The 22,671-nt window shown below is 47.9% G+C and carries 22 protein-coding genes; 2 read left to right on the forward strand and 20 right to left on the reverse strand.

Going from position 1 to position 22,671, the window contains the following annotated elements:
* Position 1: 1 nt before the first annotated feature.
* Positions 2-1,345 carry a sodium-dependent transporter gene (locus ACQ5ES_RS02670; protein WP_445014412.1) on the forward strand — a complete coding sequence of 448 codons (1,344 nt, stop codon included), beginning with the start codon at positions 2-4 and terminating at the stop codon, positions 1,343-1,345.
* Here the strand turns inward: ACQ5ES_RS02670 and ACQ5ES_RS02675 are convergent.
* The 17 genes from ACQ5ES_RS02675 to rluC all read right to left on the reverse strand — a co-directional run bounded on the left by ACQ5ES_RS02675 (position 1,342) and on the right by rluC (position 14,623).
* Positions 1,342-2,799, reverse strand: coding sequence for a bifunctional 2-methylcitrate dehydratase/aconitate hydratase (locus ACQ5ES_RS02675; protein WP_445014413.1), 1,458 nt, complete (start codon positions 2,797-2,799; stop codon positions 1,342-1,344). The genes ACQ5ES_RS02670 and ACQ5ES_RS02675 overlap by 4 nt on opposite strands.
* A gap of 184 nt (positions 2,800-2,983) precedes the next feature.
* Positions 2,984-3,775 (reverse strand): TatD family hydrolase, encoded by a 792-nt coding sequence (locus ACQ5ES_RS02680; RefSeq protein WP_445014414.1) that lies wholly within the window; start codon positions 3,773-3,775, stop codon positions 2,984-2,986.
* A gap of 45 nt (positions 3,776-3,820) precedes the next feature.
* Positions 3,821-4,147, reverse strand: coding sequence for a PilZ domain-containing protein (locus tag ACQ5ES_RS02685; RefSeq protein ID WP_445014415.1), 327 nt, complete (start codon positions 4,145-4,147; stop codon positions 3,821-3,823).
* Between the two features lie 2 nt (positions 4,148-4,149).
* Entirely contained in the window at positions 4,150-5,103 is a 954-nt protein-coding gene (locus ACQ5ES_RS02690) for a DNA polymerase III delta subunit-related protein (RefSeq protein ID WP_445014416.1), read from the reverse strand.
* Positions 5,100-5,738 (reverse strand): dTMP kinase, encoded by a 639-nt coding sequence (gene tmk, locus ACQ5ES_RS02695; protein ID WP_445015370.1) that lies wholly within the window; start codon positions 5,736-5,738, stop codon positions 5,100-5,102. The genes ACQ5ES_RS02690 and tmk overlap by 4 nt, the downstream gene beginning before the upstream one ends.
* A gap of 4 nt (positions 5,739-5,742) precedes the next feature.
* Positions 5,743-6,756 (reverse strand): endolytic transglycosylase MltG, encoded by a 1,014-nt coding sequence (mltG, locus tag ACQ5ES_RS02700; RefSeq protein WP_445014417.1) that lies wholly within the window; start codon positions 6,754-6,756, stop codon positions 5,743-5,745.
* The gene (gene pabC, locus ACQ5ES_RS02705; RefSeq protein ID WP_445014418.1) at positions 6,729-7,529 is read right to left on the reverse strand and encodes an aminodeoxychorismate lyase; all 801 of its coding nucleotides are present in this window, start codon (positions 7,527-7,529) and stop codon (positions 6,729-6,731) included. The genes mltG and pabC overlap by 28 nt, the downstream gene beginning before the upstream one ends.
* A gap of 47 nt (positions 7,530-7,576) precedes the next feature.
* Positions 7,577-7,816, reverse strand: a complete 240-nt coding sequence (acpP, locus tag ACQ5ES_RS02710) for an acyl carrier protein (protein ID WP_445014419.1) — start codon at positions 7,814-7,816, stop codon at positions 7,577-7,579.
* A 126-nt stretch (positions 7,817-7,942) separates the two neighbouring features.
* Positions 7,943-8,683 (reverse strand): 3-oxoacyl-ACP reductase FabG, encoded by a 741-nt coding sequence (gene fabG, locus ACQ5ES_RS02715; protein ID WP_445014420.1) that lies wholly within the window; start codon positions 8,681-8,683, stop codon positions 7,943-7,945.
* Positions 8,684-8,686: 3 nt separating this feature from the next.
* Positions 8,687-9,604, reverse strand: a complete 918-nt coding sequence (gene fabD / locus ACQ5ES_RS02720) for an ACP S-malonyltransferase (RefSeq protein ID WP_445014421.1) — start codon at positions 9,602-9,604, stop codon at positions 8,687-8,689.
* Between the two features lie 21 nt (positions 9,605-9,625).
* Positions 9,626-10,594: a beta-ketoacyl-ACP synthase III gene (locus tag ACQ5ES_RS02725; RefSeq protein ID WP_445014422.1), complete on the reverse strand. Its 969-nt coding sequence runs from the start codon at positions 10,592-10,594 to the stop codon at positions 9,626-9,628.
* Between the two features lie 8 nt (positions 10,595-10,602).
* Positions 10,603-11,628 carry a phosphate acyltransferase PlsX gene (plsX, locus tag ACQ5ES_RS02730; RefSeq protein ID WP_445014423.1) on the reverse strand — a complete coding sequence of 342 codons (1,026 nt, stop codon included), beginning with the start codon at positions 11,626-11,628 and terminating at the stop codon, positions 10,603-10,605.
* A 21-nt stretch (positions 11,629-11,649) separates the two neighbouring features.
* Positions 11,650-11,820, reverse strand: coding sequence for a 50S ribosomal protein L32 (gene rpmF, locus ACQ5ES_RS02735; protein ID WP_445014424.1), 171 nt, complete (start codon positions 11,818-11,820; stop codon positions 11,650-11,652).
* An 18-nt stretch (positions 11,821-11,838) separates the two neighbouring features.
* Positions 11,839-12,363, reverse strand: coding sequence for a 23S rRNA accumulation protein YceD (gene yceD, locus ACQ5ES_RS02740; RefSeq protein ID WP_445014425.1), 525 nt, complete (start codon positions 12,361-12,363; stop codon positions 11,839-11,841).
* A gap of 45 nt (positions 12,364-12,408) precedes the next feature.
* Positions 12,409-13,011, reverse strand: a complete 603-nt coding sequence (locus tag ACQ5ES_RS02745; RefSeq protein ID WP_445014426.1) for a Maf family protein — start codon at positions 13,009-13,011, stop codon at positions 12,409-12,411.
* An 11-nt stretch (positions 13,012-13,022) separates the two neighbouring features.
* Complete coding sequence (locus ACQ5ES_RS02750; RefSeq protein WP_445014427.1) at positions 13,023-13,679, reverse strand: HAD-IA family hydrolase; 657 nt, start codon at positions 13,677-13,679, stop codon at positions 13,023-13,025.
* On the reverse strand, positions 13,676-14,623 hold the full coding sequence (gene rluC, locus ACQ5ES_RS02755; protein ID WP_445015372.1) for a 23S rRNA pseudouridine(955/2504/2580) synthase RluC: 948 nt from the start codon (positions 14,621-14,623) through the stop codon (positions 13,676-13,678). Before rluC ends, ACQ5ES_RS02750 begins: the two co-directional genes overlap by 4 nt.
* A 475-nt stretch (positions 14,624-15,098) precedes the next feature.
* Between rluC and rne the strand changes: the two genes are divergently transcribed.
* Complete coding sequence (gene rne / locus ACQ5ES_RS02760) at positions 15,099-18,296, forward strand: ribonuclease E (protein WP_445014428.1); 3,198 nt, start codon at positions 15,099-15,101, stop codon at positions 18,294-18,296.
* A gap of 91 nt (positions 18,297-18,387) precedes the next feature.
* Here rne and ACQ5ES_RS02765 read toward each other — a convergent pair whose 3' ends face one another.
* The 3 genes from ACQ5ES_RS02765 to ACQ5ES_RS02775 form a co-directional block, all read right to left on the reverse strand.
* Complete coding sequence (locus ACQ5ES_RS02765; protein ID WP_445014429.1) at positions 18,388-20,880, reverse strand: S9 family peptidase; 2,493 nt, start codon at positions 20,878-20,880, stop codon at positions 18,388-18,390.
* 104 nt (positions 20,881-20,984) lie between these two features.
* Positions 20,985-21,626, reverse strand: coding sequence for a maleylacetoacetate isomerase (gene maiA / locus ACQ5ES_RS02770; RefSeq protein ID WP_445014430.1), 642 nt, complete (start codon positions 21,624-21,626; stop codon positions 20,985-20,987).
* 24 nt (positions 21,627-21,650) lie between these two features.
* Positions 21,651-22,670 (reverse strand): fumarylacetoacetate hydrolase family protein, encoded by a 1,020-nt coding sequence (locus ACQ5ES_RS02775; protein WP_445014431.1) that lies wholly within the window; start codon positions 22,668-22,670, stop codon positions 21,651-21,653.
* Between the last annotated feature and the right edge of the window lies 1 nt (position 22,671).

Here is a 22,671-nt window from a genome sequence, read left to right on the forward strand (position 1 = left end):
TATGGCTTCTTCATCACCTGCTTTTTCTTCGCGCATCGGTTTTATTCTCGCTGCAGCTGGTTCTGCTGTTGGGGTTGGTAATATTTGGGGCTTTCCCACACAAGCTGCGAGTAATGGCGGTGGAGCGTTTTTACTGGTTTATCTCTTCATGATCCTGGCCCTTGCTTATCCGATGTTAGTCGCCGAGCTTACCATTGGACGCATGCGGCAACAGAACCCCGTTGAAGCGCTGCGTGCATTGAGCGAAAAACCACTATGGCGTGGCTTCGGGGCTCTAACCGGTATTGTGGCACTGGTTGTGTTATCACTGATCCTGAGTTTCTACGCCATCGTTTCTGGCTGGTTACTGGCCTTTATGTTCGCACCTGTTGCCGAATTAACTGGCTTCTACGCAGCGGCTGAATGGCTTACCGCGTTTAGCGTTGAGCGGAATCTCAGCATGATGGTGTTGTTTTTGCTGTTAACCATTCATGTGGTGCGTTCCGGTGTAACCGACGGTATCGAACGTTGGTCTACCCGCTTGATGCCTCTCCTGTTCGTACTATTGATTGCGATGGTCATCTACATCCTGACCTTACCCGGTGCCAGCGAGGGTCTGAAGATGTATCTAACGCCCGATTTTAGCCGCGTGTTTGAGCCAAATTTAATCATCCGTGCAATGGGACAGGCATTTTTCTCACTATCTATTGGCGCGGCATGCATGATGACCTATGGCGCCTATCTGTCAAAGCAAGAAAACTTACCGAAAACTGCCGGTTGGGTTGCGGGCCTGGATACCTCAGTTGCCTTTCTTGCTGGCTTGCTGATTTTGCCGGCAATGTTTGCCGCGCAAGAGTTAGGGGTAGTTATTTATGATGATGCCGGCGCCCTGCTTTCTTCAGATACTCTGGTGTTCGCCGTGTTGCCAGCAATGTTCGATTCGATGGGAAGCGCCGGATTGTGGGTTGCCTTCGCGTTCTTCACGCTGATGGTCATCGCCGCCATCACTTCATCAATTTCGATGCTTGAGGCGCCAGTCAACGCACTACGAGAGGAAACTGGCCAGCCGCGCTCGCAAATGGCATGGGTGGTAGGCCTGACGATAGGTCTTATTTCCGCCATCATTATCTACAACTTCGAGAGTTTATTTGGCTTAGTAATCACCGTAACTACGGTATACATGCAACCATTATTGGGATTAACTTTCGGTCTCTTGTTAACCTGGATTCTACGCCAGCATTTCTTGTTGAAAGCATTACAGGAAGGTTCGCCAGAAATCCAAACCTCATGGTTTTGGAAAATCTGGCCTTGGTATGTGAAATTTGTTTGCCCAGTACTTATCTTGTTGGTGATTTGGCGCGGTTAAATCGTTAACCACGCCATCATTTCGTGTACCGGCGTTTTTAACAAACGCGCGTGATCGGAACAAACCTCGAGAATATGTGCCACACGTTGTTGCGGAAAGCGTGTGGCCAGGTTTTTCGCAAACTTATCCTTTAGCACCGGCAACCCTTCAGCGCGACGCTGGCGATGGCCTATCGGGTACTGCACTTCAACCTGCTCCGAGCTCGAACCGTCTTTATAAAAAACTTGCAGCGCATTAGCGATTGATCGTTTATCAGGATCCAGATAATCGCGGCTGTAATTTTCATTCTCAACCACTTCCATTTTTTCGCGTAACGCATCAATTTCCGGATGCGCCTGATGAAAATCGTCCTCGTAATGATCAGCGTTTAGCGCACCAAAAATCAACGGTACAGCAACCATGTACTGTAAGCAGTGATCGCGATCTGCTGGATTGGCCAGCTTCCCCTCTTTAGCAATGATCCGAAGTGCTGATTCATGGGTCGTAATGACGATTTTCTCAATATCGTCAAGGCGATTACTCACGGATTCATGCAGCGTCATGGCCGCTTCACAGGCAGTTTGCGCATGAAACTCGGCAGGAAAAGAAAGTTTAAACAGAATATTTTCCATCACGTAACTGGCGTAGTTCTGTTCCCGTTGCAACGGCTTATTAAACGTCACATCGTAAAAGCCCCATTCCTTCGCCGTCAGCGCGCCGGGTATTCCCATTTCATCGCGCATAGCAATACCGGCAAGTCGAACCGCTCTACTCGTGGCGTCGCCCGCCGCCCACGATTTGCGTGAGCCTGCGTTAGGTGCATGTCGATACGTGCGTAGCGCCTGTCCATCAACCCAGGCATGCGATAACGCCGACAGTACCTGCTGACGATTACCTCCTAACAACCAGGTTGCTACTGCGGTTGAGGCCACTTTAACCAGTACAACGTGGTCCAAACCGACACGATTGAAACTGTTCTCTAAAGCCAACACACCCTGAATTTCGTGCGCTTTAATCATGGCTTCTAATACAGTTTTTAGAGTCATAGGCGCCTCACCACGCGCCACACGTTGCTGTGATACGTGATCACAGACTGCCAGAATCGCCCCAAGGTTATCTGAAGGGTGCCCCCACTCTGCGGCAAGCCAGGTATCATTAAAGTCCAGCCAGCGTACGCAACAACCGATATCCCATGCCGCTTTGACCGGATCGAGACGGAAAGAGGTTCCGGGAACGCGTGACCCGTGCGGTACCGAAGTACCTTCAACCAGGGGGCCCAGATGTTTTAAGCACTCCGGATAACGTAGTGCAAGTAAACCGCAGCCAAGACTATCCATAAAACAATAACGCGCAGTCTGCCAGGCGAGGTCACTATCAATGGAAGTTGTCATCACATAATCGGCGATAGCTTGTAACTCAGTATCAAAGTCTGGTCGATCAGAGCGATCCTGTGATGATCCGGTCGCTGTTCCCATAGCTTTACCTCTTCATTGTTGGTCTTTAGATAAAAAAATGCTCGGGACCAATTGATAAGTCCCGAGCTTAGGGGAATGGCTCAAGGGATTGAGCCGTGCGCTAACTCGATAAATTTTGAAGGTAGATTTGATTGTAGACAACAATTAGAATTTTACTAAATTTTTTGCTGTTTTTTACGAAAATTTATCGTACCACGGGTGTTACCCGATCAAATAACCGGAAAAAGTTAGCAGTTGTGGCTGTGGCAACCTCCGCCAAGCTTATCCCTTTGATATCCGCAACACACTTTGCGACGTCAGCCACATAGGCTGGCTGGTTTTGTTTACCTCGGTGTGGAACAGGTGCCAACCAAGGGCTATCAGTTTCAATTAGTAGCTTATCTAATGGTAGTCGTTTCACCACGTCACGCAATTCACTGGCATTGCGAAAACTTGCGATACCCGAAATTGAGATATAAAAATCAAACTCATCAATAGCTTGTTTTGCCATTTCATATGACTCGGTAAAGCAATGCAATACTCCACCACACCGCTCGGCATGACCCTCGCGTAATAACCCTAAGGTATCGGTTTGTGCGTCTCGTGTATGAATAATCAATGGCTTACTCAAATCGTTGGCAAGCTGGATGTGATAGGAAAAACTGCGTTGTTGAATTACTTTACTGTCACCATCGTAAAAGTAATCGAGCCCGGTTTCACCGATAGCCACCACCTCGTCGGTAGCAGCAAATTCTTTTAACTGCTGTTGTTCGAGCGGATGCTTGGCGATGTACAATGGATGCACACCACAAGAAATAGCTATCTCTGGGTACTCGCTTACTAGCTCTCGCATAGCCGGAAAATCTTCGAGTGTAACGCCGATACAAAGCATCTGCTGAACACCTGCTTGCTTTGCTTGCGTAATAACTTCCGCTAGTGAACCGTCAAATTCATCCAGCTTTAATTTATCAAGATGACAATGTGAATCGATATACACAGCGACTCCTTAACGTTGTGCTAAAACTTATCGGGAACTGCTTTATTACATGGTTGCGGTAGGTGCGGTCGATTCGCCGAGATGACCAAGTAACGTATCTATTCGATTACGAAGATGGGATTTATCTTCTAAAAATTGCACCCCAACACCTCGTTGATCGGTCCGTCCAGGCCGCGCTGGTGCCAACCAAACCACTTTACCTTTCACCAGCGTCTCATCACTATCACCAGGCAACCGGATCAGTAGCGAGAGTTCATCACCAATGCTATAAGGATCATCGGTCGCAACAAACAACGCCCCGCCTTTAATAAACGGCATAAACATGCGGCGTAATTGTTCTTCTGATTTTAAATGAATACGCTTCGCTGCCATTGTTAATGCAACCTCGTCCAGAGTTCTTGGAGTAGTAAGGGGCCATTAAGACCGCTTTGTTCGGCGATTTTTCTTCGTATACCATAACATGATTTTAACCAATCATTTAATTCTGTCACCTGATAATTTTTTTCGGTTAACCAGCGGCTCAATTGTCCCTGTTGGGAGACTAACTGTAAATGCTCGCTACTCAAGCCTTGCTTCAAGCGCATAAACTCACCAAGTAATTGTTCAGTAGTAAGCAACCAATCGCGCCAATTTGATTTATCCGGCGCAGGCCAACCAGCATCTCCGAGTAGCGCTGCAGCAAGTTGTTGCAAGTAATCAGGTGGCACTCGCTCGGTTTTCAACCATTCCAACAATACCAGTGGTCGCTGATGATAGCGCTTGCACAACTGTTGCTCGTCGGCCGTCAACATTCGTTGTAATTGTTGCCCTAGCCATTGCTCGACCGTAGCTTCACTTGGAATATTAAAACGCTGCAATTGCATACGACTACGCAAGGTGGGAAGTAAACGTTCAGTTCGTTCAGGACTCACCACAAAATAGGTCGACTGTGTGGGTTCTTCCAGGGTTTTTAGTAACGCATTTGCGGCGGTAATTGACATGCGCTCAGCATCACGCAACCAGACCACCTTGGCACCCGCTTGATTAGGTGTTTGCTGCAACTTCCCGGTAAGTTCACGGATTTGATCGACGCTTATCCCCTTCCCGTCACGACTGGCAACCTCATAATAATCTGGATGGTTGCCGGCTTTATGTAATAAGCAGCTCTTACACTTACCACATGCACGTAGTTTGGCTTGGCTACACAATAACAGCTTCAGCCATTCTTTAATAAAGGCTTCGGCGCCAATATCTGGTTGCCAAGGTACGCAGTGCGCATGACTGAGTTTACCACTGCCATGTTCATTGACCAGTTGTTGCCAGTTTTCTCGTAGCCAAGGTAAACTCACTTAGTTAATCCTCGCTCACCAAATAATGCCAATTCAAGTGCATTAATCAATGCCTGATGCACATCAGCCATTGGCTGTTCTGCATTAATAACTTGAATCGTCCGATCCTGTTCGGCAATTTCCAGATACCGTGACCGGGTGCGTTCGAAAAAAGCTACAGTTTCTTGTTCGATACGATCCAGCTCACCGCGTTCACGTGCACGCTGAAGACCTACTTCCGGATCTAGGTCCAAGAGCAAGGTTAAATCCGGTACAAAATCGCCTAATACCAGTTGTTTCAGGGTTTGCAGTTTATTGTCGCCTAATTCTCGCCCGCCACCTTGATAAGCCCGTGAAGATAAATCATGACGATCAGCAATGACCCATTTACCAGCCGCTAAGGCGGGTTTTATCACATTTTGCACCAGCTGCATCCGACTTGCATACATCAGTAACAATTCAGTTTCCGCACTGAGGTTTTCTTGCCAGTCTTGCTTGACCAAATCACGTAACGCTTCTGCAAGTGGTGTGCCACCTGGCTCACGCACCGTCAGAGTGGCGATACTTTTAGCTTGCAAATGACTCACTAAACTGGCGATCGCCGAACTTTTACCGGCGCCTTCCAAACCTTCAACAACGATAAATTTTCCCTGCATAGTGTTAATGCTTTCCTCGTTGATAGCGATCAACTGCACGATTATGTTCCGCCAATGTCTCAGAAAATATATGGCCTCCCGAACCGTCAGCGACAAAATAGAAATAGGGTGATGCTGCCGGCTGCGCTGCAGCAAGCAGGCTCGCCTCACTTGGCATCGCAATCGGAGTCGGCGGTAAACCATCAATGCGGTAAGTATTATACGCTGTGGTTTCACGTAAATGTGCCCGCGTCAAATTACCGTCGAAATCAGCGATACCATAAATTGTAGTAGGGTCTGATTGCAATCGCATACCGGTATTTAGCCGATTCACAAACACTGAACTGACTAAATCTCGCTCACTACCCAAGCCAGTCTCTTTTTCAATAATTGACGCCATAATAAGTAATTCGTAGGGAGCTGTGTAAGGTAGTCCTGACGCACGTTGCTGCCAAAGTTTGTCAAGGCGTCGCCGCTGAGTCATATACGCTGTACGCAACAATTTCAACGCTGCCGTGCCAGCAAAAAAATGATAAGTGTCCGGCGCCAAATAACCTTCCAACGAGCTAAGCTCATCGTTATCGGTAACCTTAGTGATCAATTCTGTCGGAGAGCTAAGCTCCTCTGCTCCCTTAATGTAGGGATGCGCGGCAATTACCGTCAGCCATTGCGTTAAGGTTTGGCCTTCAATTAAGGTAATACTGAATTGATACTGTTCCCCCTGTCGCAACTGTTGCCAAAAATCGGCTAAGGATTGCTTGCTGCGAATTTGATAGACGCCCGCCTGTAAGCCTTCCGGGTGACTCCAAAGCCGACTGGCGAGGTAACTCGGCGTAACAGCTTGCTGCAGCCATCCGCGTTGCGCCAACTCGTTTAAAATTGATTTCGCATGGGCGCCGCGTTTAATCTCTAACAGTTTTGGCTCACCACTTAACTGCAACGGCTGCTGCGCCAGTTGATAGCTCCAATAACCACCTACTAGTGCGCCGAGAACGATAAGAGTAACGCTAATTAAGAAAAAACGTTGGATGCCTGCCACCAGTTTTTTAATGCCTTAGGTAATGTCGGATCAGTAAGCCTATGTTCGCCTATTTGCGCAACTGGGCGCAAGCCTAAAACGCTATTGGTTAAAATCAGTTGATCGGCCGCCAGAATCTGCGCTAGCGATGAGGTGTCACACACCTGTATCTTTATCGGTTGCTGGGCCAGCAGTTGTGCCCTGACAACGCCAGCGACTCCTGCATGCTCAAGCTGCGGGGTAAACCAGTCTCGGCCTTGCCGCCAGATCAGATTACTGGAAATAGCTTCCACTACCTGTGCGTCAGTATCTAAGACAATCAGCTCATCAAGCGAGCGCTGTTGCCGTTCATGGCTCAATAATACTTGCTCCAACCGGTTCAGAGTCTTTAGCCCTGCCAGATTTACTGACCGGCTTAAGCGTAATTCCGCAACGTCAACCCGTAACGGCTTGGCAGAACGTTCTAACAAAGGTGTTGCGGTGATGTACCAATTGGCGGTGGATTGAGTATCAAAACCATAACCTCGATCGCCGGAGCCTCGAGTAACGATAATTTTGACCACTAAATCCTGGCTTGGATTGCGCTGGGCAAGTTGCGTTAAGCAACTGTAAAGTTCAGTTTCAGCAGGTAAATAAAGGTGGAGTCGTTGACTCGCTGATTGCAAGCGCTGCCAGTGGCTTGACCACCAACGGATATGCCCGTTTTCGATAGTAAGCGTGGTAAAGTGGCCGTCGCCAAATTGGAGACCGCGATCAAGAGCTTGGTCGGGTAACTCGCTGCCGTTGTGCCACATAGAAAAAAGGCGGAATTTTCATTCCGCCCTTTTCAATAAGCTTGCGCTTAGTCGTTTGCGTGATTGGTCACGTAATCGATAGCGGCTTGAACAGTTTTGATCTTCTCAGCTTCTTCGTCTGGAATCTCAGTTTCGAACTCTTCTTCAAGAGCCATGACCAACTCAACTGTGTCAAGTGAGTCAGCACCAAGATCGTTCTCAAAAGAAGCTGCTGATTTTACTTCTTCTTCTTTAACGCCAAGCTGTTCAATAATGATTTTTTTTACGCGTTCTTCAATAGTACTCATTGTTTCAATGTCCCTTCATTTAGATATCGTGTTCAAATTTGGGCTTAGTGTAGTGAATGCGGCGGCATTAATAAAGGAAAAATTCGTGATTTCCCGAGAGGTCATACCCCTTGCTCACCGATTTACTTACACCATTGCCAGACCACCATTAACATGAATGGTTTCGCCCGTAATATAAGCCGCCCCTGGTGACGCTAAAAACACCACCGCGGCAGCAACTTCTGCAGGCTGACCTAAGCGGTTGGCCGGTATATTCGCGAAGATGGCTTGTTTCTGATCGTCAGTCAAAGACTTGGTCATATCGGTGTCAATAAAGCCTGGAGCTACACAATTCACGGTAATTCCGCGAGCGGCGATTTCTTGCGCAAGAGCTTTACTAAAACCAACCAGTCCAGCTTTTGCTGCACAATAGTTAGTCTGTCCAGGGTTGCCGGTAGTTCCGACCACCGATGAAATATTGATAATACGCCCGCTGCGCCGCTTCATCATACCGCGCATGACGGCCTTAGAAAGACGATAGACAGATTTTAAATTGGTGTCCAGCACGGCATCCCAATCATCATCTTTTAAGCGCATTAATAAGTTGTCTTTGGTAATGCCTGCGTTATTAACCAGAATATCCAATTGCCCATAGGTTTCATCAATAGCTGCCAATACTGCGGCGACGCTTTCAGCATCAGTAACGTCAAGTTGACGTCCTTCACCATGGTCACCTAAGTATGCGGAAATTGCCGCTGCGCCTTTATCACTGGTTGCTGTACCAACAACTTTTACACCTTGAGCGGCGAGTTGTTCAGCGATGGCCTTGCCAATTCCACGACTAGCACCCGTAACGAGCGCAACCTGACCTTGCATTATTGTTGTCATGATCTAAATCCTTGCTTTAATGGCATCAACAGTATTCACAGCATCACCCTGCACTGTTTTATCGATACGCTTGTTAAGCCCGGTCAAAACTTTACCTGGGCCAATTTCATAAATCTCGGTAACACCTTGTTCAACCAAGTAGCGAATCGTCTCGGTCCAACGCACCGGCGAATAAAGTTGGCGAATTAAGGCATCGCGAATTTTGTCAGCGTCGCGTTCAACTTTAACGTCAACATTATTTACTACCGGAATATTTGGCGTGGTTAAAGTAATTTTTCCAAGTTCAACCGCCATATGCTCTGCCGCAGGCTGCATGAGTGCACAATGCGATGGCACACTCACTGGTAGTGGCAATACACGTTTTGCACCTCGCTCTTTACAAGCTTCTCCAGCGCGTTCCACCGCTTCTACGTTACCTGCAATAACCACCTGCCCTGGTGAATTGTAGTTCACAGCGCCGACGATTTGGTCGCCCGCGGCTGCCGCACATGCCTCTTCAACCAAGGCATCATCGAGACCGATGATGGCTGCCATTGATCCCACGCCAGTGGGTACCGCTTCCTGCATCAGCTCACCGCGTTTCGCAACTAAGGCTACCGCATCTTTAAAATCTAAGCAGCCACTACATACCAGAGCTGAGTATTCGCCTAAGCTATGTCCAGCTAACCAACGTGGCGCAACAACACCGGCCTGCTCTAGTGCACGGTAAAGCGCGACACTGGCAGTCAGCAGCGCGGGTTGCGTGCGTTGCGTTTCATTTAGCCGTTCGGCCGGACCATCCTGAACCAGTTGCCAGAGGTCGTACCCAAGCACTTCGCTGGCTTCAGCAAAGGTCTCACCGACCACTGAGTACTCAGCAGCAACATCAGCTAGCATACCGACGGTTTGTGAGCCTTGTCCTGGAAAAACATATGCGCGCATGGTGCCTTCCTTTCGTGTTAGTTAATACGTGACTAATGCAGAGCCCCAGGCGAATCCACCGCCAAAAGCCTCTAACAGTAATTTTTGACCGCGCTGTATGCGTCCGTCCCGAACCGCCACATCAAGCGCGATTGGAACCGATGCGGCCGAGGTGTTGCCGGTATCAGCGAGCGTTGTAATAACCTGCGACATCGGCATTTTTAGTTTCTTTGCAGTTGCTTTGATTATACGTAAATTCGCTTGATGGGGAACCAACCAATCCAAATCATCCGACGTTAAGTCATTGGCAACTAAGGTTTCATTAACCAGTTCGCTTAATTTACTCACCGCAACTTTGAACACTTCATTGCCCTTCATGTACATCCAGGCTTCACTTAATGCCTCTGCCGGTCCTGCGCCAGCACGCTGGGGATGATTTACGCCCAATAAATCGGCGAACTCACCAGCACTATGTAAATGGGTTGATTCAATTCCTGGTGTTTCGCTGGCTTGCAGTACTACAGCACCAGCACCATCACCAAATAGCACGATGGTGTTGCGATCATCGGGATGGCACAAGCGTGATAATACATCAGTACCAATAACCAGCACCGAACGATAAGTACCACTGCGAATATATTGATCCGCCACGCTCATGGCAAAGATAAAGCCTGAACAAGCAGCTGCTACATCAAAAGCAGGTATATTTGCTTCGGTTAACGCTGCTTGCACTTCGCACGCAACGCTCGGAAACGCGCGGTCTCCCGAAGTTGTGGCGACCACAATCAAATCAATTTCGGAGGTTTCTGTTTCTGCTGCTGCTAAAGCTTGACGTGCGGCAGCCACCGCCATAGTGACAGCATTTTCACCGTTACTTGCAATATGGCGCTGATGAATGCCTGTACGTTCAACAATCCAATCGTGAGTTGTGTCGACGCGTTGCTCAAGCATGGCATTGGTCAAGCACTGCTCTGGCAAATAATGCCCAGTGCCTGCGATTCTAGAAAACATAAGAACCTTTATTCCTGCTCTAGGAGTACGTTTTCCACCTGATCACGAATACGTGTCGGGAGGTCCTGTTGCGTCTCCGATACGGCCTGCTCAATCGCGCTAAGAAAAGCTTTTGCGTTGGCATCACCGTGACTTTTTATTACGACGCCCCGCAATCCTATCAGACTTGCACCATTGTAGTGGTCGGGCTTCAACCAGTCCCATGAACGTTGCAAGCGACTATAGAAAAGTTTAACGAACCAACGTGTTAACCAGTGGGCATGGATGTTGGCACGAATATTGGTCAGCAATAATTCAGCGAGACCTTCACAGCTTTTTAGTGCAATATTGCCCACGAAACCATCACAAACAATAACATCTGCCTTGTCTGCAAACAGGTCATCGCCTTCGATAAAACCGATGTAATTTAATGTCTTAGATTGTTGGAATAGTTGCGCAGTTGATTTTACGACATCGTTTCCTTTGATGTCTTCCTCACCCATATTTAACAGTGCAATGCGTGGATTTTCTTTATGCAGCACTTGTTTAGCGGCAACCGAACCCATAACACCGAATTGAAACAAAGTGTCACTGTCACAAACTGGATTCGCACCTAAATCTAGCAGAAAGGCACTACCTCCAGACGCTTGTGGAATAGCCGACATTAGCGCTGGGCGCAACACCCCGGGTAAGGTTTTTAATGAGAAATAGGCTTTGGTCATCAGCGCGCCAGTGTTACCGGAACTAACACAAGCAGCGGCTTCTCCGCTGGCAACCAGATCTAAGGCAATACGCATCGACGAATCGGGCTTCGCACGCAGCGAATAGCCTGGCTTGTCACCCATTTCAACGGTTTGGCTTGCATGTTTGAGAGTGACGCGTGGATGCTGTTCAAGCTGTTGAGCAGCTAATAGAGGTGCTAGCTCAGCTTCATCGCCGACAACGATAAAGTGATGCTGGGGAAATACAGATAACGCATCGACTAGTGCGTCAACAACAATTGAGGGGCCATTATCGCCCCCCATTGCATCAAGTGCCAGAGTCAGTGCGGCCATAGCCTCACTTCCTTGTACTGGTTATTTGTTAATCACTTTACGGCCTTTATAAAAACCGTCAGCTGTTACATGGTGACGACGATGCGTTTCACCAGAGGTAGAGTCAACCGACAGTGTAGGGCCGTTCAGTGCATCGTGAGAACGACGCATGTCGCGACGTGAACGACTTTTCTTACTCTTTTGTACAGCCATTTACGCTATCTCCTAGGTTTATTTACGCTTTAATTCTTGCAACACTGCGAAAGGATTATCCTTATCACTGGTGGCGTCTTCAATCTTGCCCCACTGCATTGCATTACTATCTATACGACATTCGCGCTCATCGTGTTTTACCACAACTGGCATCGCTAATATCAGCTCATCTTCAATTATTCGATGCAGTTGGATTTCGCCAAGCTCATCTACTTCAATGGCTTCGTACTCACTCGGCATATCGGTGGCCGTTTGGCGTTTTGTCACTGGTGCGTAAACAAAGTCACTTACCAGCTCAACTGCCATGGGATCTCCACAGCGCTCGCAAGCGACTGTGACTTTGACCTCGGCATGCCCTTTTAGGTGCTTGATGTTCTGTGCGTCCACTGCAAACTCCAGCTCTGCCTCAACATCAGCACAAGGAACAACCAAAAGCTCTTGTAAACGGTTAAGCGATGCACCTGGCACAACACCAAGGTAACTCAACTGCTTACCGGCACTTTTTACCGGATCGACCGAAATGGGTATACGAACCTTCTGCATAGGGCGCGAATATTAAAGGATTCAGGTGCTGAAAACAAGTGATTTTCAGCTTTTTATGCTGTTCTCTGGCAGTAATGGGTTCACATTCCAGTGCCGTAACATTTTTAATAGCTGAATCACCGGTAAACCAATCAAACTATTGGGGTCGTCACCCCGTAATGACTCGAACAAACTAATACCGAGCCCTTCGCTCTTGAAGCTTCCAGCGCAATTGAAAGGCTGTTCCAAAGCGACATACCCTTCAATTTCAGCTGCCGAAAGTTGCCGAAAGGTCACATCAAAAGGTTCAACACAAGATAACAACTCATCTTTGCCGCTGTGATAAACCGCTAACCCAGTATAAAAGCTAACGGTTCTGCCATTTGCTGCGTTTAATTGTTTGATGGCATTGGCCGCGCTTCCTGGTTTACCAAGAATACAACCGTCGACTACCGCGACTTGGTCGGAGCCAATTAACAGGTGAGCTGGGTATTCCTCTGCTAAAGCACGTGCCTTAGCAATGGCTAGTCGTTCCACCAAAGCTTGGGCATCTTCACCACGCTCAGCAGTTTCATCAACATGGGGTGCCGCACAACTGAAATCAGGTAGTACCTTTTCAAGTAACATGCGGCGATATGGTGATGTCGATGCTAGTACAATAGTTGCCATAAACCGCCCTCCTATCCGTGTTTTCCGCTCAGTAAAGCTGGGAATTGTTGCCATGAAGACAGCACCGCCAACGGCGCATAAGCCGTCAATTGTTGAGCTGAATGAACGCCAAAATCAACACCAACACGATCCATTCCTGCAGCTTGAGCCATTCGTAAATCGTGTATAGAATCGCCAATCATCAGAGCTTTATCTAAGCTACACTGAGTTTCTTCAAGTAACTCATACAGCATTCGCGGATCGGGTTTTGAAATTGATTCGTCAGCACAACGCGAAACATCAAAGTAATGCGCCATATCGGTCTCTTGCCAAACCCGCTGCAACCCTCTTCGCGCTTTTCCCGTAGCCACAGCAAGTTGATATCCCTGTGCCCGCAAATCACCAAGCATCTCGCGAACCCCTGCAAATAAAGGAGTCGGGGTTGGATCAAATTCTACATACTGATCGCGATAGCGCGCTAAAAATTGACTATATCGCTCGCTATCAAGCGTCCCGAACAAACGTTCAATCGCCGGTTCAAGACTTAAACCAATGATATCGCGTACTTGGGTATCGGACGGGATTGGCAACGACAAATGTGCAGCAGTAGCTTGCATCGACGATACAATGCGACCAACAGAATCCATTAAGGTGCCGTCCCAATCAAAAATAAGTAATTCGTATTTCATGCTTGTAAACGTTTTAAGGTGTTGGTTAAGGTGCTATCTAAAGGCGCTTCCACAGTAATCATTTTGTCACTCTGCGGATGCCGGAATGTTAGCTTGTGCGCATGCAAGAATAAACGGTTGAGGCCAACCTCATTCATTGCCGCAGCAAACACTTGATCACCGTATTTTGGATCACAAGCTATCGGGTGACCGGCATGTAAAGCATGGACACGAATTTGATGCGTGCGTCCCGTTATCGGTGAAGCTTCAACTAAGGTACAGTTGCTATACTTTTGTTTAACCCGAAACCGCGTCTCTGATGGTTTCCCAGCAGTATCTACCCGCACCACCCGTTCGCCCGATTTCAACGTGTTTTTTAGTAAGGGGGCGGCGATAAATTTCACATGTTCCTGCCAGTGACCACGTACCAAAGCAAGATAGTGTTTGTCCATGGTTTTTTCCCGCAGCTGCTCGTGCAGAGAACGCAGCGCCGAGCGACGCTTTGAAATCAGAATACAGCCGCTGGTTTCGCGATCTAAACGATGCACCAGTTCTAAATGCTTAGCATCGGGTCGCAATGATCGTAGACTTTCAATAAGTCCAAATTGCAACCCAGACCCACCGTGAACAGCTAACCCAGCCGGTTTGTTCAATACTATTAACAGATCATCTTCATACAGCACCTGATCATTAAGTGCTTGTACTTGGTCCAGCTTCGCCGAGGGCAATGGGTTACGCTCCGCGACGCGCACGGGAGGGATACGTACCTGATCACCCTCCTGTAGTTTATAGTCGGGCTTGCAACGCTTTTTATTTACCCGCACTTCCCCCTTGCGCACGATGCGGTACACCAACGACTTGGGTACCCCCTTCAGCTGCGCAAGCAAAAAGTTGTCGATCCGTTGGCCAGCATAATCAGCTTCGATGGTGACCCAACGTACTTGTATTTGTTGATTTTCGCTCATGGCATAAAGTTTATCATTTTCCGATTTTGGTGACTGCATTTTTGTACCTTTATTTTATCTTGTACTGACAACCCTGTTCATGGGATAATGACTATCCGGAAAAAACCGCACCGGACAGTTTGAGAGCGGTATAAGCTAAAAATTTTAGTGGTGACTTGGCGCATCGAATGCGATTGCAACGAAACCTCCACCTCAGGATACAAAAGTGCACACAACGCCTTTGAGATTCTGATGGCACGGAACATGCACAAGACCGAGTCACTAATTTGTCAACGCATTTTGCGACGACACGGTACGAACACAAGCGTATTTCGGCTTGGTAACCAATTGCGTACCTCACGTTAGTGTTCAGTAACACAACGGGAGGTGTCATCACCCGCTGCGATAGCGCGATGGCAGTCTACAATTTAACCTCGAAATAGCGATGGCGAGTGCGCCTTCGTACTGTGTTGTGGCACAAAAAAGAGTCACAACTATGAAAAGAATGTTGATCAATGCAACTCAGCAAGAAGAGCTGCGCGTTGCTTTGGTGGACGGACAGCGATTATACGATTTAGATATCGAAAGTCCGGGTCACGAGCAAAAAAAAGCAAATATCTACAAGGGTAAAATCACCCGTATCGAACCAAGCCTTGAAGCCGCCTTCGTCGATTATGGCGCTGAACGTCATGGCTTCCTCCCGCTAAAAGAAATTGCCAAAACCTACTTCCCGAAAGGCTATACCTTCTCTGGCCGTCCCAATATCAAGGACGTCATTAAAGAAGGGCAAGAAGTTATTGTGCAAATTGATAAAGAAGAGCGTGGCCAGAAAGGCGCAGCGCTGACAACTTTTATCTCTTTAGCCGGAAGCTACCTTGTATTGATGCCGAACAACCCGCGCGCAGGTGGTATTTCACGCCGTATTGAAGGCGATGAGCGTACCGAGCTGAAAGAGGCGATGAGCGATTTGCATTTGCCAGATGGTATGGGCCTTATTGTTCGTACAGCAGGTGTTGGTAAGTCAGCGGAAGAGCTGGACTGGGATCTTAATGTACTTGTGCATCACTGGCAAGCAATTGAGAAAGCCGCACAGCAACGCCCTGCTCCATTCCTGATCCATCAGGAAAGCAACGTTGTCTTTCGTGCTATCCGTGATTACCTGCGCCGTGATATCGGTGAAGTTCTCATCGATAATCCAAAAGTGTTCGAACAGGTTCGTGACCATGTCACTCTGATCCGTCCAGATTTCGTCAGCCGCGTAAAAATTTACGACGGTGACATTCCGCTGTTTAATCATTACCAGATCGAAAGCCAAATTGAATCAGCGTTTCAACGCCAGGTTCGATTACCATCAGGCGGTTCCATCGTCATCGATCCGACCGAAGCATTGACTTCAATTGATATCAACTCTGCCCGGGCAACCAAAGGCGGCGATATTGAAGAAACAGCCTTTCAAACAAACTTAGAAGCAGCGGAAGAAATTGCGCGTCAACTTCGTTTGCGTGATGTCGGTGGCTTAGTGGTTATCGATTTTATCGATATGACGCCAATGAAACATCAGCGCGAAGTTGAAAACCGCTTACGCGATAGTCTGAAGCAAGATCGGGCGCGCATTCAAGTCGCTCGGATCTCACGCTTTGGCTTGTTAGAAATGTCGCGTCAGCGTTTACGTCCATCGCTGGGAGAGTCCTCCAACCATGTCTGCCCGCGTTGCGATGGCCATGGCACAATTCGCTCTGCAGAATCTTTAGCACTGTCGATTTTACGTTTAATAGAAGAAGAAGCATTAAAAGATAATACCATTCAAGTTCAAGCTCAGGTGCCAGTTACTGTTGCAACCTACCTGCTGAACGAAAAACGTAAGGCCCTTGCGGAAGTTGAAAAACGCCATTCAGTTTCGGTGCTGGTCATTCCAAATCTACATTTGGATACGCCTCATTTCGACGTTAGACGTCTGCGTAACGACGAAACAGAAGAAGCAAATAGCTTTAAACTAATTGAGAAACCAGAAGATACTAGTACTGAAGTTGTCTTGAACAAAGACAAACCAAGCTTTGAAGAACCTGCACTAAAAGGTTTACAGGCACCAGCCGCACCAGCTCCTACGCCAGTACCTCAAGCGGCAGTCAAAGCAGTGGTAAACACAGCTCCATCGTTATTAAAACGGGTTAGTAAATGGCTTAAAGATCTGTTCGCTAATGATGACAGCGAACAACAGCAAAGCCAGCAACCAAAACGCGACGATAACCGTAACCGTAATAGCAATCGCCGTGGCGGACAGGGTCGTAATCAACGTGGCGGTAACCAACGTCGTCGTAATACCAATCGTTCACGTCCACGTGACGAAGAACAAAAAGGTGTTACCGAGAAGCCGGAAGAAGTTAAAGATAGCGCACCAGACACCGGCAACAAAGACGGTAAGAAGAATGAACGTGGCCAACAACGCCGTGGTGGTCGAAACCGTAATCGTCAGCAATCCGACGCTACGCCAAAACCGAAAGATGAGACTACCGAGAACGCGCCAGAGCCGAAGCAAGAAACCGAGGCGAAAGTTAAACCACGTCGTCAACGTCGTAAACTTGATAAATCGGTGCGTATGGGTCAAGACGAGCAAGCTCAGAAAAAAGAGGCTGCGGTCCCTGATCTAAAACTTGATGAGTCTGCTAAAGATGAACCAGCGGCGTCAACCAAACCTGCTGATGCAACAACTAGCGATCACACAGCTGCTGACACAACAGTAGACACAAGTGCGTCAGATCAGACCACAACCACGTCTGAACAACAAGATGGTGAAAAACGAGAAGGACGCAACCGTTCACGTCGCAGCCCTCGTCATCAGCGCGCTGCAGGCCAACGTCGGAAAGCTGAAAATCAGCAAGACGACGCAACAACTGCCGATCAATCAGCTAAAGATGGTGAAGCAGAAGCCGTTCCCGCTAAAACTAGCGACAATGCCAAGCCGAGAAAACGCTCAGCACGTATGACCCAGGCGGCAAATGATGTAGCGGCGGAGAAAAAAGCTGCCGAAGCTGCAAACGCGGACAAAACAGAAGATACTCAGGTTGAACTGAAGTTAGATGATACCGCTGCTGCGGAAGACGTCACAGCTAAACCTGAAGTCGAAGCTAAGCCAGAAGCCGAGGCTAAGACTGAAGCCGAAGCTAAGCCAGAAGTCGAAGCTGAACCTGAAGTCAAAGCTGAGCCTGAAGTCGAAGCTAAGCCAGAAGCCGAAGCTGAGCCAGAAGCCGAAGCTGAGCCTGAAGCCGAAGCTAAGCCTGAAGTCGAAGCTGAGCCTGAAGCCGAAGCTGAGCCTGAAGCCGAAGCTAAGCCTGAAGTCGAAGCTAAGCCAGAAGCCGAAGCTGAGCCAGAAGTCCAAGCTGAACCTGAAGTCAAAGCTGAGCCTGAAGTCGAAGCTGAGCCTGAAGTCGAAGCTAAACCTAAGACTAAGCCCAAGCCCAAGCCCAAGCCTACAGCAAACAAAGCTGTGCCTAAGCCAAAGGTTAAAGGTAGCAAGATTAGTGCACCTATGGCGAAAGCTAGTGCGCAACCACGGACTGACGACTTTAAGCCTTTTGCTGCAGCTGATGAGAGCCAACGTGCAGAGTTCAGCAAGGCCGATGCGGTAGCAAGTTATGGCCAAGCTCGGGCTAGAGCTCAAGCTGAAATGGCGAAGTGCAAAACTTCAAAAGACTAAGGCGTTCAATTTAGAACATTGAGTAGCTACTAAATAAAAAGGCCGAAATCATCGATTTCGGCCTTTTTTTATTCTGTTAACCTTACCTCAGCTATTTAAGGTTCTCTTCAAATAACTCAAAGATCCGACGGTATTCATCAAGCCAGCTCGAAGGTTGACGAAAACCATGAGGCTCGACTGGGAAAATAGCCGTTTCAAAGTCTTTTTTCTCATGCTCAATCAGGCGCTGCACAAGACGCACGCTATCCTGAAAGAAAACATTGTCATCCACCATTGGCGAGTTAATCAGCAACGCATCTTCAAGCCCTTTGGTAAAATAAATCGGCGAGCTGCGACGATAGGCAATTGGGTCATCATCAGGCAGATTCAGAATGTTCGAAGTATAACCGGTATTGTAATGTGCCCAATCCGCCACCGGACGTAGCGCCGCACCAGCTTTGAATAAGCCTGGCTCATTAAATAGCGCCATAAAGGTTAGAAAACCACCATAAGAACCGCCGTAAGTCCCCATACGGTTAGTATCAACGTTGGTATTTTCACCAGCCCACTGCACCACATCAACTAGGTCTTCAACTTCTGGCCAACCCATATTGCGATAGATTGCCGTGCGCCAGTCCCGTCCGTAACCTTTCGAGCCACGGTAATCGAGATCCAGTACCACATAGCCCTGACGGTTTAAGAAGGTATGGAACATAAACTCACGTTGGTAGTTCGACCAACCGGCGTGGGCGTTCTGCAAGTAGCCTGCACCGTGAATAAACACTACCGCCGGGTATTTTTCAGCACGAGTTGGATCGTAATCTTGCGGATAATAGACGCGCGTGTAAATTGGCTCATCCACATGACTAGATGGCACTGGAACGATTTCTGGGACGCTCCAATCAAAACTGCTAAATTGCTCCGTCGCAGTATGGGTAATACGCTCCGCGGTAGCAGTTTCTGACAATAACTGCACATATAATTCCGGCGGTTGTAAGGCACTCGAGTATGTCAGTACTACTTTATCGTTGGCTGGACTCACGTCGAAGGACTGAACCATGCCGTCAAGATCAGTGAGCTGTTCACTTTCACCGGTACGATAATTCACTCGGTAAAGCTCGTAGATACCGGGATGCGAAGCGTTAGCTGTGTAATAGATGGATTCCGCTTGGGCATCAACTTGAGGGTTTTCAGTCACAAACTTACCGCTGGTAAGTTGCTGCTGTTGTCCACCAAGTTCTTTAGTGTAGAGGTGGGCATAGCCATCTTCTTCACTTTGGAACCAAATTCTATTGTCGCTATCGGGTAAGAAACCAAACTCGTTATGGGTATAATTTATCCACGCGTCGTCATGCAAACGATGCTCGTTGATAAGTTGCTTTCCAGCAAAATCAACCGAAGCAATCCAGCGGTCCTTGTTGTCCCATGCTTCAAGCATTACAACAGCATTCTGGCCAGATTCAGACCAACGGATCGCTCCACTTTGCCAACCCCAATCTTGCATTAGTGTTATCGCACGAGGCGACTTTTGAGACTCGTAATTTTTGCCCTGAGCAGCGTAGTTTTCCGCTTTAACCTCGGCAAGAACGTCGTCATTCCAACCCGGTAAGGTATTGTAAGTAAAAGGTGTCTGTTCACCCGTCGCTAAATCCAACAGCAATAACTGATGCTCAACAGGTTTCGCGTCGGCAACGCGGCGACGCACAGACTCAGCTTTCACGCGACCATCTTCTGCGACATAATTCGGCATTATGTCACCATCATCACGCCAACTTTGCGGGTCAGTGATAGCAACTAAAACTTTATCGCCCGCTGGTGACAAGCTGGCTGCAACGATCTGCTTATTGTTACCCAAATAAAATGGCTGTGGCGCAAGAGAGTTATTTGCTTTAGCAAGTTCGGCCTGATGATCAGCGCGGGTTTGGCGATCATGACGTTCGTTTTGCACGAACTCAATCAAGTTCAGCTGTTCGCGCGCCACAAAATCTTTCGGTGCCGACACGGCTTCAGGTTTATCACGTGTAGCCAAAGCAACGACTTGTTCGGTCATGCCAGTCCGCGGATTCACGACGTAAAAGTCATTACCCTGACGAAAGCTCAGACGACCATCGTTAAGAAAACCTAATTGTGACTGGCTTGCTTCATCTCGAGTTAATTGTCGAACTTCCCCTGCTTCCATATCGTGCACAAATAAGTTGCCTTCGAAAGTGTAGGCTACAAGACTTCGATCATCGTTGTAGATAGCATTTTCGTACGCATAATTGTGCAGTCTTTCGACCGGAATTTGATGCGCGTCAGCTTCATCTTCCGGCAAATGGAACCAATCATTGACGACGCTTCCTGCCCGTTCTTGTTGGTAGATAACACCACTGCCGTCTAGCATCCAATAAGCAGAATTAGGCGAGCGAGCTACCCATTCTTGATCAGACATGATCTGTTTAATGGTTAATTGACCCGTTTCCGCAACAGCACTGGTGTTGGTCTCGGCTAAACTAAGAGTTTCCGGCGCGGTTGCAGCCTCCGCAGTTGTACTAGGTACGTTCGTTGTCGCGCACGATGCCGCAATCATGGCGGCAAGTATCGAAACCGTAAATTTGGTTTTCATTCTTTTGTTTCCCTTTCATATGAGTCACCGCCATTAAAGCAAAATGCCCAGCAAGTTACGAGCTGGGCATTTAATGGTTGCGATGAAATTATAATTTCCTGCGATCAGGATTCAGCATCAGGCTGCTTATTTGGATGCGCCTCAATGACCCACGGCAAGTCTTGCAAGCGTTCATAGACTCCGCTGAGCAAAGGATAATCCATTAACGCAATACCAAACCGTTGGGCACTGTAGACCTGTGGAATTAAACAAACATCCGCAAGTGAAAACTCATCGCCCACGCAATAGTTGCCGGAAACTTCCTCGAGGTTTTTCTCAAAAGCTTTAAAACTTTCAGCAAACCAATGGTTCAACCACTCTTGCTTCTGTTCGTCAGTGACCTTAAGTTGCTGTTTTAAATACTGTTGTAAGCGCAAATTAATCAATGGTTGCAACTCACTAGATAGATCTAGCGCTAGCGCACGAATCGCGCCGCGTTGCTGTGGTTTACCCGGCAACAAACTTGGTTTTGGGTATTTTTCTTCCAAATACTCAATAATAGCCAAAGACTGATGCAAAATAACCTGGCCATCAACCAAAGTCGGTACCAAGCCATTGGGGTTAAGCTGGCGATAAGCCTGCTGATGCTGCTGCCCACCATCTTTGAGTAAATGCACAGGCAGATAATTGTAGTCGATCTTTTTAAAATTTAGGGCAATACGAGCCCGATAACTGGCGCTGGAGCGCCAGTAACCGTAGAGTTCCATAAAATAGACTCCGCAGATGAATTTTTAGTCGGGCTGATACTGTAGAACCTTTTGCTCAATACTGCCAAAAATACTTGTACCTTGCGCGTCTTTCATTTCAATTTTGATGGTATCGCCGAATTGCATGAAGCCAGTACTAGGCTTTCCGTCTCGAATAGTTTCAATCATCCGAACCTCAGCAATACAACTATAGCCCACGCCGCCTTCGGCGATAGCGCTACCGTGATCGGTACCTTGCTTATTCGAAACGGTACCTGAACCGATGATAGCACCCGCACCAAGATGACGAGTTTTTGCCGCATGAGCGACCAATTGAGCGAAATCAAAAGTCATATCTTCACCAGCATTCGGCTTACCAAATGCTTGACCGTTGTATTCACTTAACAGCGGCAAATGTACTTTGTTGTCATGCCAGGCATCACCAAGTTCGTCTGGAGTTACCGTTACAGGTGAAAACGCTGAAGAAGGTTTAGATTGGAAAAAACCAAAACCCTTACCTAATTCGTTCGGAATCAAACCACGCAAAGAAACATCGTTTACCAACATCAACAGGCGAATGTACTGCCCGGCATCTGCTGCTTCAACGCCCATAGGTACATCGTCAGTAATAATGGCGACTTCACCTTCAAAATCGATACCCCAGGCTGTGTCGCCCATTTCAATCACGTCTTTCGGACCGAGGAAATCGTCAGATCCACCTTGGTACATCAGCGGATCAGTCCAAAAACTTTCTGGAACTTCCGCATTGCGGGCGCGCCGAACCAGTTCAACGTGGTTGACATAAGCGCTACCATCAGCCCATTGATAGGCACGCGGTAATGGCGATTCACAGAGGCTTTCATCAAACGCAACTGCGTCATCAAACTCACCATTATTCAGCGCAACATAAACCGTTTCCAGTTCAGGCGCAATGCCATCCCAGTCATCAAGAACTTCCTGTAAGGTCTCAGCTAAAGCTGGAACCGCAACAGCTTTCGTAAGATCACGACTCACCACCATAAGTTGGCCGTCGCGTGTACCATTTCGATAGGTTGCAAATTTCATA

This window comes from Pseudidiomarina xizangensis, assembly GCF_052541995.1.

What these genes read in the sequence shown, in the direction of transcription:
- rluC (WP_445015372.1), bottom strand. Translation starts at nt 14,623, where the DNA reads ATGAGCGAAAATCAACAAATACAAGTACGTTGGGTCACCATCGAAGCT.
- ACQ5ES_RS02670 (WP_445014412.1), top strand. Translation starts at nt 2, where the DNA reads ATGGCTTCTTCATCACCTGCTTTTTCTTCGCGCATCGGTTTTATTCTC.
- rne (WP_445014428.1), top strand. Translation starts at nt 15,099, where the DNA reads ATGAAAAGAATGTTGATCAATGCAACTCAGCAAGAAGAGCTGCGCGTT.
- fabG (WP_445014420.1), bottom strand. Translation starts at nt 8,683, where the DNA reads ATGACAACAATAATGCAAGGTCAGGTTGCGCTCGTTACGGGTGCTAGT.
- ACQ5ES_RS02745 (WP_445014426.1), bottom strand. Translation starts at nt 13,011, where the DNA reads ATGGCAACTATTGTACTAGCATCGACATCACCATATCGCCGCATGTTA.
- ACQ5ES_RS02775 (WP_445014431.1), bottom strand. Translation starts at nt 22,670, where the DNA reads ATGAAATTTGCAACCTATCGAAATGGTACACGCGACGGCCAACTTATG.
- ACQ5ES_RS02750 (WP_445014427.1), bottom strand. Translation starts at nt 13,679, where the DNA reads ATGAAATACGAATTACTTATTTTTGATTGGGACGGCACCTTAATGGAT.
- plsX (WP_445014423.1), bottom strand. Translation starts at nt 11,628, where the DNA reads ATGGCCGCACTGACTCTGGCACTTGATGCAATGGGGGGCGATAATGGC.
- maiA (WP_445014430.1), bottom strand. Translation starts at nt 21,626, where the DNA reads ATGGAACTCTACGGTTACTGGCGCTCCAGCGCCAGTTATCGGGCTCGT.
- tmk (WP_445015370.1), bottom strand. Translation starts at nt 5,738, where the DNA reads ATGCAGGGAAAATTTATCGTTGTTGAAGGTTTGGAAGGCGCCGGTAAA.
- rpmF (WP_445014424.1), bottom strand. Translation starts at nt 11,820, where the DNA reads ATGGCTGTACAAAAGAGTAAGAAAAGTCGTTCACGTCGCGACATGCGT.
- ACQ5ES_RS02685 (WP_445014415.1), bottom strand. Translation starts at nt 4,147, where the DNA reads ATGGCAGCGAAGCGTATTCATTTAAAATCAGAAGAACAATTACGCCGC.
- acpP (WP_445014419.1), bottom strand. Translation starts at nt 7,816, where the DNA reads ATGAGTACTATTGAAGAACGCGTAAAAAAAATCATTATTGAACAGCTT.
- ACQ5ES_RS02765 (WP_445014429.1), bottom strand. Translation starts at nt 20,880, where the DNA reads ATGAAAACCAAATTTACGGTTTCGATACTTGCCGCCATGATTGCGGCA.
- fabD (WP_445014421.1), bottom strand. Translation starts at nt 9,604, where the DNA reads ATGCGCGCATATGTTTTTCCAGGACAAGGCTCACAAACCGTCGGTATG.
- yceD (WP_445014425.1), bottom strand. Translation starts at nt 12,363, where the DNA reads ATGCAGAAGGTTCGTATACCCATTTCGGTCGATCCGGTAAAAAGTGCC.
- ACQ5ES_RS02675 (WP_445014413.1), bottom strand. Translation starts at nt 2,799, where the DNA reads ATGGGAACAGCGACCGGATCATCACAGGATCGCTCTGATCGACCAGAC.
- pabC (WP_445014418.1), bottom strand. Translation starts at nt 7,529, where the DNA reads ATGTGGCACAACGGCAGCGAGTTACCCGACCAAGCTCTTGATCGCGGT.
- ACQ5ES_RS02725 (WP_445014422.1), bottom strand. Translation starts at nt 10,594, where the DNA reads ATGTTTTCTAGAATCGCAGGCACTGGGCATTATTTGCCAGAGCAGTGC.